Genomic DNA, 16,022 nt, shown 5'->3' on the forward strand with positions numbered 1-16,022 from the left:
TTTATGATGACAGTTGGTTTAAAAAGAATATGGAAATAGTCCCCGGACCTGTATGAGCCCCAATAGCTGAGCCAATCGAAGAGATATAAACCTCTTTAGGATGAAACTCTTCTTCTATCATCGCTTTAACTTCCAGTGCTGATCCTTCATTATCAGCATGGCTGATCCCAATTACTTGCTCCTGTATATTTGACCCACGTTCATTCATGATTTCGATTAGCCGGCGGTATACTTTCTTTTTTCCTCTGATTTTCTCAATCGGAACGAGTTTCCCGTCTTCCATGTTTAGGATGGGCTTAATATTTAATAATCCACCCAAAAATGCGGAAGCTTTAGAAACCCTGCCGCCTTTTGCTAAATAATCTAAATCCTCAACTGTAAAAATATGCTCCATATGCTGGCTTCTAAACAGAACATCTTCTAAGATCTTTTCTTTTGCCGTATTATTTGAAGCGAGCCTAGCAGCTTCTTGAACGACAAGGCCAAATCCTAGCGAAGCACATTTCGTATCCACAATCGTTAATTGAAAGTTTGGATATTTTTCCTTCACTTGGTCAAGAATCATAACAGCGGTTGAATATGTACCGGATAACTCAGAAGAAAAGGCAATGTAGATTCCATCTTCATTCTTTTCCGCCATTTCTGTAAAAACTTCTTCAAACAAAAGGGGAGAGGCTTGAGATGTTTTTGGAACAACACCACTGCGGATGGCATCATAGACAGTTTTCGGATCAATCGTTTTAACATCTTCATATTCTTGTTCATTAATTTCAACCTTCAAGGGAATTAAGTAAACATGCTTTTCTTCATAAAAACTTTTGGGTAAATCGCATGCGCTGTCAGCGAGTATTTTTACCGGCATGAAGCTCACCTGCTTTCACAACTTATATCTATAATTTCAGTTTATCGGTTTAGACTTAAAAATACAATTACCTAATTGGAGATTTAAAAGGAGGAATACAAATGATTTGGCTCCAAACGAAAAAAATATTTATTGTTATAGTCGGTGCATTATTAAATGCGATTGCCATGAATTTTTTTCTCATCCCAGCGAATGTTTATTCGAGTGGTTTTACAGGAATTGCGCAACTACTTTCGAAGGTTATAAGTGATTATACACCAATTCATGTATCGATGGGTTTTTTATTACTTGTGCTCAATATTCCGGTAGCAATACTCGGATGGAAAAAAGTAGGTAAATCTTTTACACTTTATAGTTTTATAAGTGTTGTACTTTCGTCTTTATTTCTGACAATAATTCCAGTCTACAAATTCTCACATGATATTTTACTTAATGCTGTATTTGGTGGTGTTATTCAAGCAATTGGGGTTGGAATTACCTTGAAATGGGGAGCTTCTACTGGTGGAGTCGATATTATCGCTATGGTTTTATCGAGGATGAAAGACAAACCTGTAGGACCGTATATGTTTGTATTAAATGGAATCATCGTTATGACTGCTGGTTTTCTTTATGGTTGGGAGAAAGCACTCTATACACTCGTTACTTTATACACCTCGACAAGAGTGATTGATGCAATCCATACAAGGCATGCAAAGCTGACAGCGATGATTATCACAAAAAAAGCCGAGGAGCTAAAAAAAGCAATTCATGCTTCACTTGTTCGTGGCATCACCATGATTCCCGCAAAAGGGGCATTTTCTAATGAAACAAAAGATATGCTGATGATTGTCATTACCCGTTATGAATTATATTATTTAGAACGAATCATTAAAGAAGTGGATCCCAAAGCCTTTACGAATATTGTCCAGACTACAGCGGTCTATGGATTTTTTCGAAGAGATTAAAAAAGAAAAGCGGAAGCGCCATAAAATTGCGCTTCCGCTTTTCTATTTACACCTATTGAATTTGATCAAGCTCTTGTTGCATCTGTTGGAGCTGGGCTTGCTCTGCTGCAGTCGAGTTTGCAAATGCAGAACTTAGTGCATTTTTTGCTTTTGCGACTACAGGACCAAGATCATTTGGGTTAGCAGACTTCGCCATTTCCACAAATCTCCGTGCTTCCTGGAATAATTGGTTTCCCATGTTAAATTCCTCCAAGCGAGGAGTCGTGCACATTGGCCATTTTCTGAGCTTCCGCTTCAGCGTAGGTCATGTGATAAGGAATCCGTTCGGAATGCTTGTTAATGGAATCCTTTCCTTGCTGGACAAAGCGTTTCGATTTGTTTGATTTACCCATTCGAATCCCTCCAATATGCTAAAAAGCTCATTTTGAAACAGCAGTGCTGCCTCAAAAAATAGTATGCTCTAAAAAGGGGTGTTCAATTAGGTAACAATGGCGAAAACAAGTGATTATTTTATCCCGCATTAGCGGGCAGTACGACCAGGTTTTATTTAATATTTAACAAATCTGCTAAATATTCCCCGACACCATCTTCTTCATTACTCAAGGTCACTTCATTGGCGATGTTCTTTACTTGTTCAATCGCATTTCCCATCGCAATCCCATGCCCAGCATATTCAAGCATTTCCAAATCATTATCCTCATCACCAAATGCAACAATCCTTTCAGCTGGTATTCCATAGTAATCAGCAGCCTTTTTCAAGCCTACAGCCTTGTTTAAACCAACCTTAATGATTTCGATAACATGCCATGGGGCCGCCCAGCTTCGTTGTTCGATCACTTCAGCATGAACCTGAGATAAATGGTCACGAATCTGTTTGAGATTATCTTCCTCTGTATGGATCAGCATACTTGTAGGTGAATCATTTAGAAAACTTTGAAGATCACCAGTGGTGATTTTTGGATTGCCATATCTAAAAATATCTAAAAGCTTTTCATCGTGGTAATGGAAATATACATCGTCCATCACTTCGGCAATAATATTGTGAAAATGAAAGCTTCTGCAAGCCTCTACAATGTCTTTTGCCACTTTAATATCGAGCGGCTCATGATAAAATCCCCAGCTAGACTGTCGTGGGTGGTGCATAAAGGCTCCGTTAAAATTAACAATCGGTGTGTCCAGTTCCAATTCGCGATAATACATTTCACTGGAGCGATAAGGTCTTCCTGTGGCAATCATGACAATATGACCTTCCGCTCTTGCTTTTTGGATTATTTCCTTATTTTTTATGGAAATTGTTTTATCGTCTTTTAATAATGTTCCATCTAAATCTAGTGCGATTAAATGTTTCTCTGTCATATGGACTCCTTCTTATTTTGAATTTTCATTAATAAATAATAAATGCAATGCTTTAGGAAAAAATTTGTCTGCATGATACACTACATTTATGATAAGTTTGCATAATGAATGGAATTCTTTATTTCTATATTTACTATGTTAACAATTTTATATCTAAACTGTAAAAAAATTCACACCAAAGGCAATCAAAAAATTATATACTTTTTATGTGTCTATTGGAAGTGGATTTATTTACTCGCTTTTTGGAAATTGTAATAAAAACATTCTATGAAGTAAATACAAAAATAATAAGGAGTGAATCCATATGAATGAAGAATTAAAAGAAAATATTATGGGCGCATTAGAGTTAGTTATTGACCCTGAGTTAGGCGTAGACATTGTTAACTTGGGTTTAGTTTATAATGTTGAAATTGATGATAAGGGTATGGCCACGATTACAATGACGTTAACTACAATGGGCTGTCCACTTGCTGGGACAATAGTGGATCAAGTGAAAAGAGCTCTGGCAGACATCCCCGAGATAAAAGATACAGAAGTAAATATCGTTTGGAACCCGCCTTGGAATAAGGACATGATGTCACGCTATGCGAAAATCGCTTTAGGTATTCGCTAAGGAGGTAAAAAACATATGAAAAACAAAGTGATTTTAGTTAGCTCAAACCAACTGGGCAGGGGAGATCAAATGCTTGGTGAGAATATTCTTGAAACATTTTTTACGATTTTGAAGCAAAAAGAAGAACTTCCCGCAGCTGTTTTTTGCATGAACAACGGGGTATTAACGATGACAGAAGATTCATTTGTTTCCGTTCATTTAAAGGAATTGGAAGCAAAAGGTGTCGATATATTAGCATGTAAAACATGTGCTGATCATTATGAAGTATCAGAAAAATTGTCGGTTGGCAAAATTAGTGGAATGGGCGACTTTATTGATCTGGCAGCAAAATATGAGGTAATAACCATTTCTTAAAAACAGCGGAGTTTCTGCTGTTTTTTTTCATACTTCACAAAAAATTACATATATAACTGTAGGTTGTGAGATAGTTCACTTTTTTCAAACATAATCACCTTTATAATACAGAGTATTAAGGCTGATTGAGTTTGAAATAATTGTTTTAGGAGGCGTTCTATTTGTCTTTTAATCGAGATTTTAATAAAGATCCATTTATCGTGATATGGGAGCTGACACGTGCATGCCAATTAAAATGTCTGCATTGCCGTGCAGATGCACAATACACAAGGGATCCACGCGAACTTTCTTTCAAAGAAGGCAAGGATCTAATTGATCAAATATATGATATGAATAACCCAATCCTCGTTTTTACCGGCGGAGATCCTTTGATGAGGGAAGATATCTTTGATATTGCTAAATATGCTGTAGAAAAGGGTGTACGGGTATCAATGACACCCAGTGCTACCCCAAATGTAACGAAAGAAGCAATTCAAAAAGCTAAAGAAGTTGGTCTTTCTCGCTGGGCATTTAGTATTGACGGACCGACGGCAGAAATCCATGACCATTTCCGTGGAACGGCTGGTTCTTATGATCTGACAATGGAACGTATAAAATACTTACATGAGCTTGAAATTCCGATTCAGATTAATACCGTTATTTCAAGATATAATGTTGAATACCTCAATGAGATGGCAAAAATGGTAGAAGATTTGAATTGTGTACTTTGGAGCGTCTTTTTCCTTGTCCCGACTGGAAGAGGACAAGTGTCGGATATGATTTCTCCTGTTGAACATGAAAAGGTACTTAGATGGCTGTATGATCTTAGTAAACGGGTACCATTTGATATTAAAACAACTGAAGCTATGCATTACCGCCGTGTAGTTATACAGCAAAAAATGCGTGAAGCAAAAGCTCAGACAGATGAAATCCACTATTTAAGTGCCTTAACTGAAAAAGGGTTAACTGGTTCCATTGATGGCCTTGGACGTGCACCTAAAGGTGTGAATGATGGAAATGGCTTTGTGTTTATTTCCCATATTGGCGATGTTTATCCTAGTGGTCTTTTACCAGTTAAGGCTGGAAATGTTCGTGAAACATCGTTAGCAGAAATTTACCGTGAATCACCAATCTTCAAAGCTTTAAGAAATCCTGACGAATTTAAGGGTAAATGTGGTGTGTGTGAATTCCGTTTTGTTTGCGGCGGTTCAAGGTCTAGAGCCTATGCCATGACAGGTGATTATCTTGAAAGTGAACCATTCTGCGTCTACATTCCAAAAGCCTTAAGAGAGAAGCAGGCACATTAAGAAAAAAACTAGCATAAAAACAAGGCTGTCTTCTAAGTGTAAGACAGCCTTGAAAAAATGACGGATGAATCGGTCTTATTCTATATTACAGTAAATTGCTGAGCAATTCTCACAGCCGATTTCATCCTTTAAATATTGGAGATTTAAAATCGAAATTTTCCCTTTTTTAATATTAATAATCTTATCCCGCTTTAGCTCACTGAGGATCCGATTTGTACTTTCACGAGAGGTACCACAGAAGTTTGCCAGTTCTTGATTGGTTAATGGCAGATCAATTAAGATTTCATTGCCTTTTAGGATTCCATAGCTGTTGGACATCCGAATAAGCGTAGAAAATAAAGCGCCGCGTTTCCCATTTAAGACAAGATCGCGAAATTTTGTTTGTGTTTTGCGAAAATGATCACTCATCCATTTCATGAACTCGAAGGCAAGCTTACTATTTTGAAAAATTTCACTTTCAATTACATCTTTTTTTATCGCAGCAATTTCTCCTTCTTCAAGCACCTTAGCACTTAATAAATATCGTGGATTGTCTGTAAACAGCGTTAATTCACCACAAATATCATTATCGCTACAAATTCTTAACGATAGTTCACGGCCGTCTGATGTAATTTTACTGATTTGAATTTTGCCAGAAATAATAATGTAAAGTTCCTCAGCTTCCATGCCTTCCTGAAATAGGTAGCTGCCTCTTTCACTTTTAAAATGTCGGTCAGCAAATCTAAGTAATTCTTTTATCTCAATGGAATGGGTTGGCTTTATTGTGGCCATCATTTAATTCACCTCTAGAACATTTCCTAACACAGTCAATTTTCCCTATAAGTTAGGTTTCGTTATGTATATTTTATCTCAATAAAATGGAGTAAACAATGACAATACAGTGAAAACTTCAGTGGATAATGAAAAACATGGAGTTAAAATTGTATTATATAATTGGATGTATAAAGTGGATAATGATTTCCAAAATCAATCTTTTATTCATGTACAAACATCTGTTAAGATAAGAATAATAATAAAAAGTATTTTAATAGTGAATAAAGTAACAGTTTTTTTAGTAAAACCCTGATACACTGAGAATAAATAGCTTCTTTGAAAATTATGGAGTTGATATGAATGGAAAAAACCATTATTAAAGATAAATTAAATAGACCTTTACGTGATTTAAGAATTTCTGTCATAGATCGCTGTAATTTTCGCTGCCAATACTGTATGCCAGCTGACCAATTCGGTCCGGACTTTGAATTTCTTCCTCGAAGCGCCTTGCTGACGTATGAAGAAATTGAACGCCTAGGAAAAATATTTGTCAGTTTAGGAGTGGAAAAAATCCGCTTAACAGGTGGTGAACCACTGCTTCGCAAGGATATGCCGATTCTTGTCAAAAAACTCTCTGCTATTGACGGCCTAAGGGACATAGGCTTAACAACAAATGGCGTTCTTTTGCCGAAATTGGCTGGTGAGTTAAAAGCTGCAGGTCTAAAAAGAGTAAACGTCAGCCTTGATACCCTAAACGATGAATTGTTCGGACAAATTAATGGACGCCAGGTAGGTACGGGTCCTGTATTAGAAGGGATTGAAGCGGCAAAACATGCGGGCCTTGGGGTTAAAATCAACATGGTTGTAAAAAAAGGTCTAAATGATACTGAAATTATTCCAATGGCAGAATACTGTAAAAACCACGGTTTAGAGCTTAGGTATATCGAGTTCATGGATGTTGGCTCGACAAACGGCTGGAAAATGGATGATGTTATTACCAAAAAACAGATTTATCATCTATTGAAAGAGCATTTTGAACTGGAGCCTATTGATCCTGCTTATTTTGGGGAAGTGGCAAAGCTTTATCGTTATAAAGATACTGACGTGAATGTAGGGTTTATTACTTCCGTTTCTGAGTCTTTCTGCTCAAGCTGCACTCGATCCCGACTCTCAGCAAATGGTCAGATTTTTACCTGTTTATTTAATGGAAATGGCCATGATATTCGGAATTTCATGAGAAATGGGGCTACCGATGAGCAAATAGCTGAGCGGATTACAGCTATTTGGAATGGTCGAGATGACAGATATTCGGACGAAAGAACAGCGGAAACAAATAAAAATCGTAAAAAGATCGAAATGTCTTATATTGGCGGTTAACCAGAAAAGCGGAAGCGCTCGTTTAGCGAAGTATACTAGCTGCTGGGCGCTGCGAGCTAGACAGTTATCAAAGTTTAGATATAGATCCTCATTTTATAAAACAGCCCGCTTGCAGCAAGCGGGCTGTTGATCATTCTGCAATATATCGAGGGAATAAAATATTATTTTCAAGATGAACATGCATGAAGGTTAATTCTTCTAATGCTTCCAAACGTGCATACACTAAACGGTACGTACCACAGGCATCTAGTGGAAGTTTATAGTCAGATGTTACTTTACGGATTTGTCTTAAAATCTCACCGGCATGGTCGTGTTCCTTTTCAAGCTCTGTAATCAACGAAATCGCTTCTTGGCGATTTTCAACAGTTCCGTCAGCAATCTGTTTAATTAACGGGAATACGATAGCTTCTTCTTTTTCCATATGCTTAATCAATTCTTTTTTAAATTCATAAAAGAGTTCATTCACTTTTAATAACTCAGGATGGCTGTCGCCGTGTACACGTGATACTTTCGTTACATAGGGGCTAAGCATTGATAACTCTTCTTCAGATACACGGTGGTAATTTGAAATGATATGTTCCATGATTGTATTTGAATCAGATTCTGTCCAAACCTCTACATCTTTTTCGGCATTCTCGTATGTCTCAAATACGATTTTTAATTCTTCTAATAAAGTATCCATATTTAGCTCGTTTTGAGCAACAGCTTGTGATAATGGGATGTTTCCGCCGCAGCAGAAATCAATGCGATACTTTTTGAATAAATCACTTGTTTTTGGTAATTTGTTAACAATATCTTTAACTAATGAATTCTCGGTAATGTTAAATGTCATGATAAATCCTCCTTAAATTTTTTAAAGGTAGTTTATTTCTGACTTAAGCATAATTGAAAACAAATATTAATTAGGTGACCTGCATCACACTCTCGCTATGATTTAATTAATTCCTTATTTTGTGACATTTGATATGTTAGCATGTTTTCTATAGGCTTATAATGAATATTAGATGTTTAAATTTTATATATAGTGAAAATTACCAGTATTAGGCAGGAGTTGATGTAGTTTGTTAGAAAGAAGAATACCGATTCCAATTGGTGAAGCAGTTCAAAAAATAATGGAACATCAATTACATGGTGTAACGGAACATGTTTCGATAAATGAGAGTTTTGGCCGTTTTTTATCAGAAGATTTAATTGCGACAAGCGACGTGCCTCACTTCGATCGGGCACCTTATGATGGCTTTGCCGTCAGATCTATCGATACTCTTGAAGCAACACTGTCCAATCCAGTCGAATTTGAAGTAATTGACCATATAGGTGCCGGATTGGTTTCAACGAAGATTGTCGGTCAAAATCAAGCAGTTCGAATCATGACAGGGGCAATGATGCCGGAAGGAACTGATGCAGTCGTCATGTTTGAGGTTGCAAAAGACTACGAAAAAAACGGAAAACCTTTTATGTCGATTAAACGAAGATTTAACAAGGGAGATAATGTTTCCTTAAAAGGTGAAGACGCGAAAAAAGGTGAAGTCTTAGTAAAAAAAGGAACATTGATTAATCCTGGCATTCAAGCCATGCTTGCAACTTTCGGCTATAAGAATGTACCCGTGGCAAAAAAACCACTTGTCGGTCTGTTTGCAACTGGTACAGAGCTTTTAGAAGTGGAAGAAGAATTAGTGCCAGGAAAAATTCGCAATAGCAATTCCCATATGATTGCTGCCCAAATAGAAAGGGCAGGAGGGATTGTTCATTACTTTGGTAAGTTGCCTGATGATTTTGATACATGTTTTGAAGCAGTAAAAAACACTTTGAATAAGGTAGATTTGTTAATTACCACTGGAGGTGTTTCGGTTGGAGATTTTGACTATCTTCCGGCAATTTATAAAAAGCTTGGTGCAGAGGTATTCTTTAATAAAGTGGCAATGCGACCTGGAAGTGTGACGACAGTAGCTCGATTTAATAATAAAATTCTGTTTGGGCTTTCAGGTAACCCTTCTGCCTGTTATGTCGGCTTTGAATTGTATGCACGGCCAATTATTCGCGGACTACTTTTTTCAGAAAAACCGCACTTACGGAGAGAGAAAGCAGTCTTAGAGGTTGACTTTTTAAAAGCAAATCCATTTACAAGATTGGTGCGCAGCTCAGTATTTATCGAGGATGGAAGGTTAAGAGTTACACCGAGCGGACTAGATAAGTCAAATATAATTATGAGTCTTTCTGGTGCGAATTCCTTAACAATTCTTCCTGGTGGAACACGTGGATTCACTGCTGGAACCGAGGTAGATGTTCTTTTACTTGAGGACCAGGTCGGCAGTGAATGGCCTTGGTAAAGCCAGTAGTTTTTCAAATAGCAGGATATCAAAATAGTGGGAAAACAACTTTAACAACAAAGCTTATAAAAGCCCTAAAGGATCGTGGCTTAAAAACGGTGACCATTAAGCATCATGGCCATGGGGGGAAACCGGATGCAGCGGATCAAAAGGATTCAAGCAAACATCTTTCCGCAGGTGCGATTGCATCAATTGTTGAAGGAGATGGCAGACTAATTCTTCAGGCCGAAAACTTTCAACACAGTCTTGAAAAACAGATTGAGTTGCTAAAATTTTTCGATCCAGATGTAATATTAATTGAGGGTTATAAGCAGGAAAATTATCCTAAGATATTGTTCCTAAGAGATAAACAGGACCTGATTTTATTAGAAATGGTGAAAAATGTTACGGCAGTTGTTTACTGGATGGAAGAGATGAGGGATATGATTACAGCAAAATGGAGTATGCCTTCCTTTCTAATTGATGATGAAGCAGCTATTATTTGGATAGCAGAATCCATTCAAGGGCTAAAAAAATAGAGATACCAAATTAAAAAAATTGCCATAAAAATTAGTTGCCTTTAGACTGATCGGTTTTTATCGTTCAGTCTTTTTTTATGAAAAGTAAAATTGAATTAATTCTTGGCTCTTTTCGCATAGATTGTTGTTTTTAGACTATAAAGTTTGCCCGTTGATTTCCGCTCCAGGCACTTGCTTTCCGCTGGGAGGGATGGGAGCCCGTCTAGCTACAGCGCCTAGCCCCTCGAGGTCGCTTCGGTCCTGACGCTGAAGTCAAAGAACGCCTTCAACGTCAGGTCCTTCAGCGCTTGTCGGGGCTGAACAAGGCGCTTCCGCTTTTCCTTCTCCTCGGCGTTACCGCCTGCGGGGTCTCCCACTTCCCTCTTTTTCCCGCAGGAGTCAAGTGCCCTCCGCTACAATTAACTCAGATAGATAAAGTTAATTCACACTAAAAAAGCAACAAACTTTACGAAAACAGCCTAATTTTTAGTTGCATTAAATATTTAACTTATTTCTTCTGAAATGGTTTTCTGAATAGCTAATCAAAGACCTCTTTTAAGGAATACCTAATAATAATAATTAGTTAATTTTTCCTAATGAATAATGTATTTAACATAATGGAATTGTAATCATTTTGTGAATAGGAGATGCAATCAGAAGGAAGTTTGTACAAAATGTGATTCTCTTCACTTATTTTTCCGATACCCTATTTTATAGTTATGAATGAAGTGAAAAAGGAGGGAAAGAGATGAAGTTATTTATACCGAAACAACATGGTGCTTGGGCAATGTTAATCATCCCTTTTTGGTTGGGTGTTATCGATGGAGGATTTTTGTGGCTGCATCTCCCGTTATTTATTGGCTGGCTCCTATTGTACTTAGCAACCTATCCGATGCTCCTTTTATTTAAAAAGAAAAAGATTCCTTTTTATACAAAGTGGACGCTTATTTATATGATACCGGCTTTATTACTACTACTGATCCCATTCGTGGAAAGGCCTGCTATCATCTTTTTTGGTCTTTTGATGCTCCCGTTTTTTATAATAAATGCTTACTATACCTCAAAAAATCAAGATCGTGCTTTTATGAATGATTTGAGTGCTATATTTGCTTTTTGTATTGCCGGTTTGGCTAGCAGTTATTTAGTGCGGGGTGTGGTTATGCCTGAGACGATTCTTTTTCCTTTTTTAGCATCTGTGGTCTTTTTTATTGGCTGTACATTTTATGTAAAATCAATGATAAGGGAAAAGAATAATACAAACTTTAAATTGTTTTCTTGGGCCTACCATTTGCTGCTCGTCATTACTTGGGCCGCAAGTGGCTTTTGGATTGCAGCAATTGCCTTTATTCCGAGTTTGCTTCGAGCAATCCTTTTTTATGGGAAGAATTTATCTGCAAAACAAGTTGGAATATACGAAATCATTAATTCAGCCATTTTTTTCATTATCATTGCCATTCAGATAGTCTTATTTAAATAAAAAATCGGTCATACAATTGACCGATTTTTTCCGTATTAAGATCATACTAATCAACTTTACAAATTTCAATTGGGCAATCCTCACAATCGATTTCACGTTTTAAATAATCTAAGTTATGGATAGTAATTGACCCTTTATCGACTGAAATTATCCCAGCTTTTCTTAAATCGCTAAGTAGTCGATTAACGACTTCACGTGAGGTTCCGCAGAAATTTGCCAACTCTTGATTTGTTAAAGGTAATTCAATCATGATTCCTTTATTCGTTTTAATCCCATAACTGTTACTTATTCTAATTAAGGTTGAATACAATGCACCTTTTTTTCCGTGAAGGACCAAATCACGAAACTTGGTTTGTGTTTTCCGGTATTGCAGACTCATCCATTTTATGAATTCAAAGGAAAGTGAGAGATTTTGCGAAAGTTTTTCCTCTAACACATCCTTCATGATAACGGCGACTTCACCACTCTCAACGACACGAGCACTTAATAAATATTTAGAAGAAGGGGAGAATAAATTTAATTCACCAACAAAGTCTCCTTTTGAGCACATTCTTAGTGTGAGTTCTCTGCCATCAGGAATAATTTTACTAATTTGAAGAATACCGCTTTGCACGATATACAATTCATCGGCGCACGATCCTTCTTGAAAAAGAAAAGTCCCTTTTTCAATCTTCTTAATATGATGAACCGAATCAAAGAGATGGGACAATGTTACGGGCATTTCTTTAACTGACTGCATACAAATAACCACCTTTAAAGGTACAAATGAATTTTGAGAAATAAATGCCAGTTAAGATTGGAATTGCAGGATATTACTACTATTATTATATTGTTAACGAAGAATATTTAGCAATAAATGTGGAATAAGTTCATACAATCGTCAAAAAATGAATCATTCGTGACATATTTCTTAGGAAATAATGTCGATATGTGATGGGATTTGAAAGAAATTCCAATAATGGACAAACTCAAAATGGCAATAATAAAGATATAGATGATAAGGAGGGAAAGATGTGGGACAAAATCATCAATTTAAATCAGGTAAAAAGGCTCCGAATAATGGTGTGTATATAGAAATTGGTGAAACCGGAGATAATGTGCTGAATCCTAAAAAAATTAAGCTTAAAGCAGGGGACCCATTTCCCGAGACGTCAAATCATAACCGCGTTTGGACATATCAACGCAAACCTTAACATTATTTGCTTTTTTTAGAAAGTCATCCTTCATGGGTGGCTTTTTCCCTGTTCAAAATTTTACTTCTATTTATAGTTTGTTTTATAATAAAAATATATAGGTCAAAAATGGTCAAATGAGGAGTGAGTAAAGTGGACTTAAGCCGAATGACTGAGCGTTTACAAAAAGGGATCATGGATGCACAGGCCTTAGCGGTGAAAGAAAATCATCAAGAAATTGATGAACCTCATTTATTTTTATCGCTTATGGATCAAGAGGACAGTCTCATTGCTTCTATTTTAGAGAAAGCAGGTTTGCCGTCTGGGGAAGTAAAGAAAAGCCTTATGGAATCCTTGGCTAAAAAACCTCAAGTTACTGGAAGCGGGGTTGAACAGGGGAAACTTTATATTACGGCAAAGCTGCAAAAAATACTGGTAAGTGCAGAGGAGTTTGCTTCTCAATTTGCCGATGAGTATATTTCAGTTGAGCATTTTCTATTAGCTGCAACCTATGCTAATAATTCAGAAATAAAAAAAATAATCCAAGCTTATGGAAAAACACCAGAAACTATTTTAAAAGCAATAAAAGTAATAAGGGGGAACCAAAGAGTGACATCACAAAATCCCGAAGCAGGATATGATGCTCTTAAAAAGTATGGAAGAGACCTTGTTGACGAAGTGAAATCAGGTAAAATGGATCCGGTCATCGGCAGGGACACAGAAATTCGTAATGTGATTCGGATTTTATCGAGAAAGACTAAGAACAATCCAGTATTAATTGGTGAACCAGGTGTTGGGAAAACAGCGATTGTTGAAGGACTTGCACAAAGAATTGTTAGAAACGACGTTCCAGAAGGCTTAAAGGATAAAACGATTTTTTCACTTGATATGAGTGCTTTAATCGCCGGAGCAAAATTTAGAGGTGAATTTGAAGAGCGGCTGAAGGCAGTTTTAAACGAAATTAAAAAAAGCGAAGGGCAAATTTTGCTGTTCATTGATGAAATCCATACAATTGTTGGTGCAGGAAAATCCGAAGGTGCGATGGATGCCGGTAATATGTTAAAGCCGATGCTTGCACGCGGGGAACTTCACTGTATTGGAGCAACCACACTTGATGAACACAGGAAATATATTGAAAAAGATCCTGCTCTTGAACGCAGATTTCAACAGGTGCTTGTCCAAGAACCAAATGTAGAAGATACCATTTCAATATTAAGAGGCTTAAAGGAACGGTTTGAAGTGCACCATGGTGTAAAAATTCATGATCATGCACTTGTGGCAGCAGCCACTTTATCAGACCGCTATATTACTGACCGATTTCTACCAGATAAAGCGATTGACCTAGTCGATGAAGCATGTGCATTGATTCGCACTGAAATTGATTCCATGCCAACTGAACTTGATGAAGTGACCCGCAAGGTTATGCAGCTAGAAATTGAAGAGGCAGCATTGCGAAAAGAGAGTGATGAAGGGAGCAAATTAAGACTTGAAGCACTATTAAAGGAACTTGCCGATTTAAAAGAACAGGCGAATGCCATGAAAGCAAAATGGCTACAAGAGAAACAAAACATCCAGAAAGTCCAGGAGAAAAGGGAGCAGCTTGAAAAACTTCGTCGAGAGCTTCAACAGGCAGAAGATAAATATGATTTAAACCGGGCTGCTGAACTTCGTCATGGGCAAATTCCGTTGGCAGAAAAAGAACTGAAAGAATTAGAGGATGGAGCGGCAAAGGATGAACGATTGCTTCGGGAAGAAGTGACAGGGGAAGAAATTTCGAATATCGTCTCGAGATGGACAGGAATCCCTCTCTCCAAACTTGTTGAGGGTGAAAGAGAAAAGCTATTGAAATTAGAATCCATTTTGCATGAAAGAGTGATTGGGCAAAATGAAGCCGTTAAACTAGTGGCTGATGCTGTCCTTCGGGCGCGTGCCGGAATAAAAGACCCAAACCGTCCAATTGGTTCATTTTTATTTTTAGGGCCTACAGGTGTAGGAAAGACAGAGCTTGCAAAGGCATTGGCGGAGTCGTTATTTGACAGTGAAGAACACATTATTCGTATAGATATGTCGGAATATATGGAAAAGCACGCGGTTTCTCGTTTAATAGGTGCACCTCCAGGTTATGTCGGTTATGAAGAAGGCGGGCAGCTAACGGAAGCTGTTAGAAGAAGACCATATTCAGTTATTTTAATGGATGAAATCGAAAAGGCTCATCCAGAGGTGTTTAATATTCTTTTACAAGCACTTGATGATGGACGAATCACCGATTCACAAGGCCGGGTAGTAGATTTTAAAAACACAGTTATTATTATGACCTCCAATATCGGCTCACACTTCTTACTTGAACGAAGTGAAAATGAAATTGAAATTTCAGATGGGACAAGAGAAAAAGTAATGAGTCATTTAAGAGCCCATTTTCGTCCGGAATTTTTAAATCGCATAGATGAGACCATTCTATTTAAGCCGTTATCATTAGGAGAAATAAAAAATATTGTTGTCAAAATGATGAAGGAACTACAAACCAGGTTAAAACAACAGCAAATTAATATTTTGATTAGTGAGGATGCAAAAGAATTTATTGCAATAAATGGATTTGACCCAATCTATGGAGCAAGACCACTTAAACGGTATTTACAAAGAAATATCGAAACAAAGCTCGCACGTGAAATAATAGCTGGCAGGATACATGAACAGTCAACAGTTGAAATCATGAAAGAAGATGGGGAAGTGACATTAAAAGTTCAATAAACAGAAAAAAAGGTCATCCATAGAAATTGGAAGACCTTTTTTCGTATTCTTAGTGTTGTTCAACGGGCTCATTTGGAATGATAGCAGAAGCAATAAAAATTAATATGGTTACCCCAACAGAAACAATAGCACCAGGGATAAATTCAAATTTTGCACCTGGAGTCATGGAACTAACAACATATGTAAGCATTTGCACTAAAAGAAATGACCAGAAAAAAGTCCAAAAGTATCGCACTAATTTTCACCTCTTACTTAT

The 16,022-nt window shown here is 37.1% G+C and carries 18 protein-coding genes; 10 read left to right on the plus strand and 8 right to left on the minus strand.

Translation table 11 applies throughout. The annotated features are described in order from the left end of the window. Nucleotide 1: 1 nt before the first annotated feature. Nucleotides 2-862 (minus strand): DegV family protein, encoded by an 861-nt coding sequence (locus QNH20_RS07400; protein WP_283922252.1) that lies wholly within the window; start codon nt 860-862, stop codon nt 2-4. A 101-nt stretch (nt 863-963) separates the two neighbouring features. Between QNH20_RS07400 and QNH20_RS07405 the strand changes: the two genes are divergently transcribed. Next, nucleotides 964-1,806 carry a YitT family protein gene (locus tag QNH20_RS07405; protein WP_283922253.1) on the plus strand — a complete coding sequence of 281 codons (843 nt, stop codon included), beginning with the start codon at nt 964-966 and terminating at the stop codon, nt 1,804-1,806. 52 nt (nt 1,807-1,858) lie between these two features. On the opposite strand, the gene QNH20_RS07410 is transcribed toward QNH20_RS07405, so the two are convergent. The 3 genes from QNH20_RS07410 to QNH20_RS07420 all read right to left on the minus strand — a co-directional run bounded on the left by QNH20_RS07410 (nt 1,859) and on the right by QNH20_RS07420 (nt 3,162). Continuing rightward, nucleotides 1,859-2,044 (minus strand): DUF3813 domain-containing protein, encoded by a 186-nt coding sequence (locus QNH20_RS07410; RefSeq protein WP_283922254.1) that lies wholly within the window; start codon nt 2,042-2,044, stop codon nt 1,859-1,861. Between the two features lies 1 nt (nt 2,045). Further along, nucleotides 2,046-2,198, minus strand: coding sequence for a hypothetical protein (locus QNH20_RS07415; RefSeq protein WP_283922255.1), 153 nt, complete (start codon nt 2,196-2,198; stop codon nt 2,046-2,048). Nucleotides 2,199-2,349: 151 nt separating this feature from the next. Continuing rightward, on the minus strand, nt 2,350-3,162 hold the full coding sequence (locus tag QNH20_RS07420; RefSeq protein WP_283922256.1) for a Cof-type HAD-IIB family hydrolase: 813 nt from the start codon (nt 3,160-3,162) through the stop codon (nt 2,350-2,352). A 304-nt stretch (nt 3,163-3,466) separates the two neighbouring features. On the opposite strand from QNH20_RS07420, the gene QNH20_RS07425 reads away from it, so the two are divergent. From QNH20_RS07425 to QNH20_RS07435, 3 genes are all read left to right on the plus strand, one after another. Beyond that, nucleotides 3,467-3,775, plus strand: a complete 309-nt coding sequence (locus QNH20_RS07425; RefSeq protein ID WP_283922257.1) for a metal-sulfur cluster assembly factor — start codon at nt 3,467-3,469, stop codon at nt 3,773-3,775. A gap of 15 nt (nt 3,776-3,790) precedes the next feature. Continuing rightward, nucleotides 3,791-4,129: a DsrE family protein gene (locus QNH20_RS07430; RefSeq protein ID WP_283922258.1), complete on the plus strand. Its 339-nt coding sequence runs from the start codon at nt 3,791-3,793 to the stop codon at nt 4,127-4,129. 161 nt (nt 4,130-4,290) lie between these two features. Then, nucleotides 4,291-5,415: a TIGR04053 family radical SAM/SPASM domain-containing protein gene (locus QNH20_RS07435; protein ID WP_283922259.1), complete on the plus strand. Its 1,125-nt coding sequence runs from the start codon at nt 4,291-4,293 to the stop codon at nt 5,413-5,415. A 75-nt stretch (nt 5,416-5,490) separates the two neighbouring features. Here QNH20_RS07435 and QNH20_RS07440 read toward each other — a convergent pair whose 3' ends face one another. Then, nucleotides 5,491-6,189: a Crp/Fnr family transcriptional regulator gene (locus QNH20_RS07440; protein ID WP_283922260.1), complete on the minus strand. Its 699-nt coding sequence runs from the start codon at nt 6,187-6,189 to the stop codon at nt 5,491-5,493. A gap of 339 nt (nt 6,190-6,528) precedes the next feature. Between QNH20_RS07440 and moaA the strand changes: the two genes are divergently transcribed. After that, nucleotides 6,529-7,545: a GTP 3',8-cyclase MoaA gene (gene moaA, locus QNH20_RS07445; RefSeq protein ID WP_283922261.1), complete on the plus strand. Its 1,017-nt coding sequence runs from the start codon at nt 6,529-6,531 to the stop codon at nt 7,543-7,545. A gap of 130 nt (nt 7,546-7,675) precedes the next feature. Here moaA and ric read toward each other — a convergent pair whose 3' ends face one another. After that, nucleotides 7,676-8,377: an iron-sulfur cluster repair di-iron protein gene (gene ric / locus QNH20_RS07450; RefSeq protein ID WP_283922262.1), complete on the minus strand. Its 702-nt coding sequence runs from the start codon at nt 8,375-8,377 to the stop codon at nt 7,676-7,678. A gap of 229 nt (nt 8,378-8,606) precedes the next feature. On the opposite strand from ric, the gene QNH20_RS07455 reads away from it, so the two are divergent. The 3 genes from QNH20_RS07455 (at nt 8,607) to QNH20_RS07465 (ending at nt 11,846) form a co-directional block, all read left to right on the plus strand. Further along, nucleotides 8,607-9,872 (plus strand): molybdopterin molybdotransferase MoeA, encoded by a 1,266-nt coding sequence (locus QNH20_RS07455; protein ID WP_283922263.1) that lies wholly within the window; start codon nt 8,607-8,609, stop codon nt 9,870-9,872. After that, the gene (gene mobB, locus QNH20_RS07460; protein WP_283922264.1) at nt 9,860-10,390 is read left to right on the plus strand and encodes a molybdopterin-guanine dinucleotide biosynthesis protein B; all 531 of its coding nucleotides are present in this window, start codon (nt 9,860-9,862) and stop codon (nt 10,388-10,390) included. The genes QNH20_RS07455 and mobB overlap by 13 nt, the downstream gene beginning before the upstream one ends. Before the next feature lie 727 nt (nt 10,391-11,117). Next, nucleotides 11,118-11,846, plus strand: a complete 729-nt coding sequence (locus QNH20_RS07465; RefSeq protein ID WP_283922265.1) for a YwiC-like family protein — start codon at nt 11,118-11,120, stop codon at nt 11,844-11,846. A gap of 46 nt (nt 11,847-11,892) precedes the next feature. Here QNH20_RS07465 and QNH20_RS07470 read toward each other — a convergent pair whose 3' ends face one another. Further along, the gene (locus tag QNH20_RS07470) at nt 11,893-12,585 is read right to left on the minus strand and encodes a Crp/Fnr family transcriptional regulator (RefSeq protein ID WP_481858052.1); all 693 of its coding nucleotides are present in this window, start codon (nt 12,583-12,585) and stop codon (nt 11,893-11,895) included. A 274-nt stretch (nt 12,586-12,859) separates the two neighbouring features. On the opposite strand from QNH20_RS07470, the gene QNH20_RS07475 reads away from it, so the two are divergent. Together QNH20_RS07475 and clpB are read left to right on the plus strand one after the other, a co-directional pair. Then, nucleotides 12,860-13,039: a YjzC family protein gene (locus tag QNH20_RS07475; RefSeq protein ID WP_283922266.1), complete on the plus strand. Its 180-nt coding sequence runs from the start codon at nt 12,860-12,862 to the stop codon at nt 13,037-13,039. A gap of 132 nt (nt 13,040-13,171) precedes the next feature. After that, on the plus strand, nt 13,172-15,766 hold the full coding sequence (gene clpB / locus QNH20_RS07480; RefSeq protein WP_283922267.1) for an ATP-dependent chaperone ClpB: 2,595 nt from the start codon (nt 13,172-13,174) through the stop codon (nt 15,764-15,766). 49 nt (nt 15,767-15,815) lie between these two features. Here clpB and QNH20_RS07485 read toward each other — a convergent pair whose 3' ends face one another. Beyond that, the gene (locus QNH20_RS07485) at nt 15,816-16,001 is read right to left on the minus strand and encodes a YjzD family protein (protein ID WP_283922268.1); all 186 of its coding nucleotides are present in this window, start codon (nt 15,999-16,001) and stop codon (nt 15,816-15,818) included. Nucleotides 16,002-16,022 lie beyond the last annotated feature (21 nt).

It is taken from the genome of Neobacillus sp. WH10 (genome assembly GCF_030123405.1).
Taxonomy (GTDB): domain Bacteria; phylum Bacillota; class Bacilli; order Bacillales; family Cytobacillaceae; genus Neobacillus.

Bases quoted from the DNA above. Each gene is read 5' to 3' on its own strand.
- QNH20_RS07400 (WP_283922252.1), bottom strand. From the start codon at position 862: ATGCCGGTAAAAATACTCGCTGACAGCGCATGCGATTTACCCAAAAGT.
- QNH20_RS07405 (WP_283922253.1), top strand. From the start codon at position 964: ATGATTTGGCTCCAAACGAAAAAAATATTTATTGTTATAGTCGGTGCA.
- QNH20_RS07410 (WP_283922254.1), bottom strand. From the start codon at position 2,044: ATGGGAAACCAATTATTCCAGGAAGCACGGAGATTTGTGGAAATGGCG.
- QNH20_RS07415 (WP_283922255.1), bottom strand. From the start codon at position 2,198: ATGGGTAAATCAAACAAATCGAAACGCTTTGTCCAGCAAGGAAAGGAT.
- QNH20_RS07420 (WP_283922256.1), bottom strand. From the start codon at position 3,162: ATGACAGAGAAACATTTAATCGCACTAGATTTAGATGGAACATTATTA.
- QNH20_RS07425 (WP_283922257.1), top strand. From the start codon at position 3,467: ATGAATGAAGAATTAAAAGAAAATATTATGGGCGCATTAGAGTTAGTT.
- QNH20_RS07430 (WP_283922258.1), top strand. From the start codon at position 3,791: ATGAAAAACAAAGTGATTTTAGTTAGCTCAAACCAACTGGGCAGGGGA.
- QNH20_RS07440 (WP_283922260.1), bottom strand. From the start codon at position 6,189: ATGATGGCCACAATAAAGCCAACCCATTCCATTGAGATAAAAGAATTA.
- moaA (WP_283922261.1), top strand. From the start codon at position 6,529: ATGGAAAAAACCATTATTAAAGATAAATTAAATAGACCTTTACGTGAT.
- ric (WP_283922262.1), bottom strand. From the start codon at position 8,377: ATGACATTTAACATTACCGAGAATTCATTAGTTAAAGATATTGTTAAC.
- mobB (WP_283922264.1), top strand. From the start codon at position 9,860: ATGGCCTTGGTAAAGCCAGTAGTTTTTCAAATAGCAGGATATCAAAAT.
- QNH20_RS07465 (WP_283922265.1), top strand. From the start codon at position 11,118: ATGAAGTTATTTATACCGAAACAACATGGTGCTTGGGCAATGTTAATC.
- QNH20_RS07470 (WP_481858052.1), bottom strand. From the start codon at position 12,585: ATGCAGTCAGTTAAAGAAATGCCCGTAACATTGTCCCATCTCTTTGAT.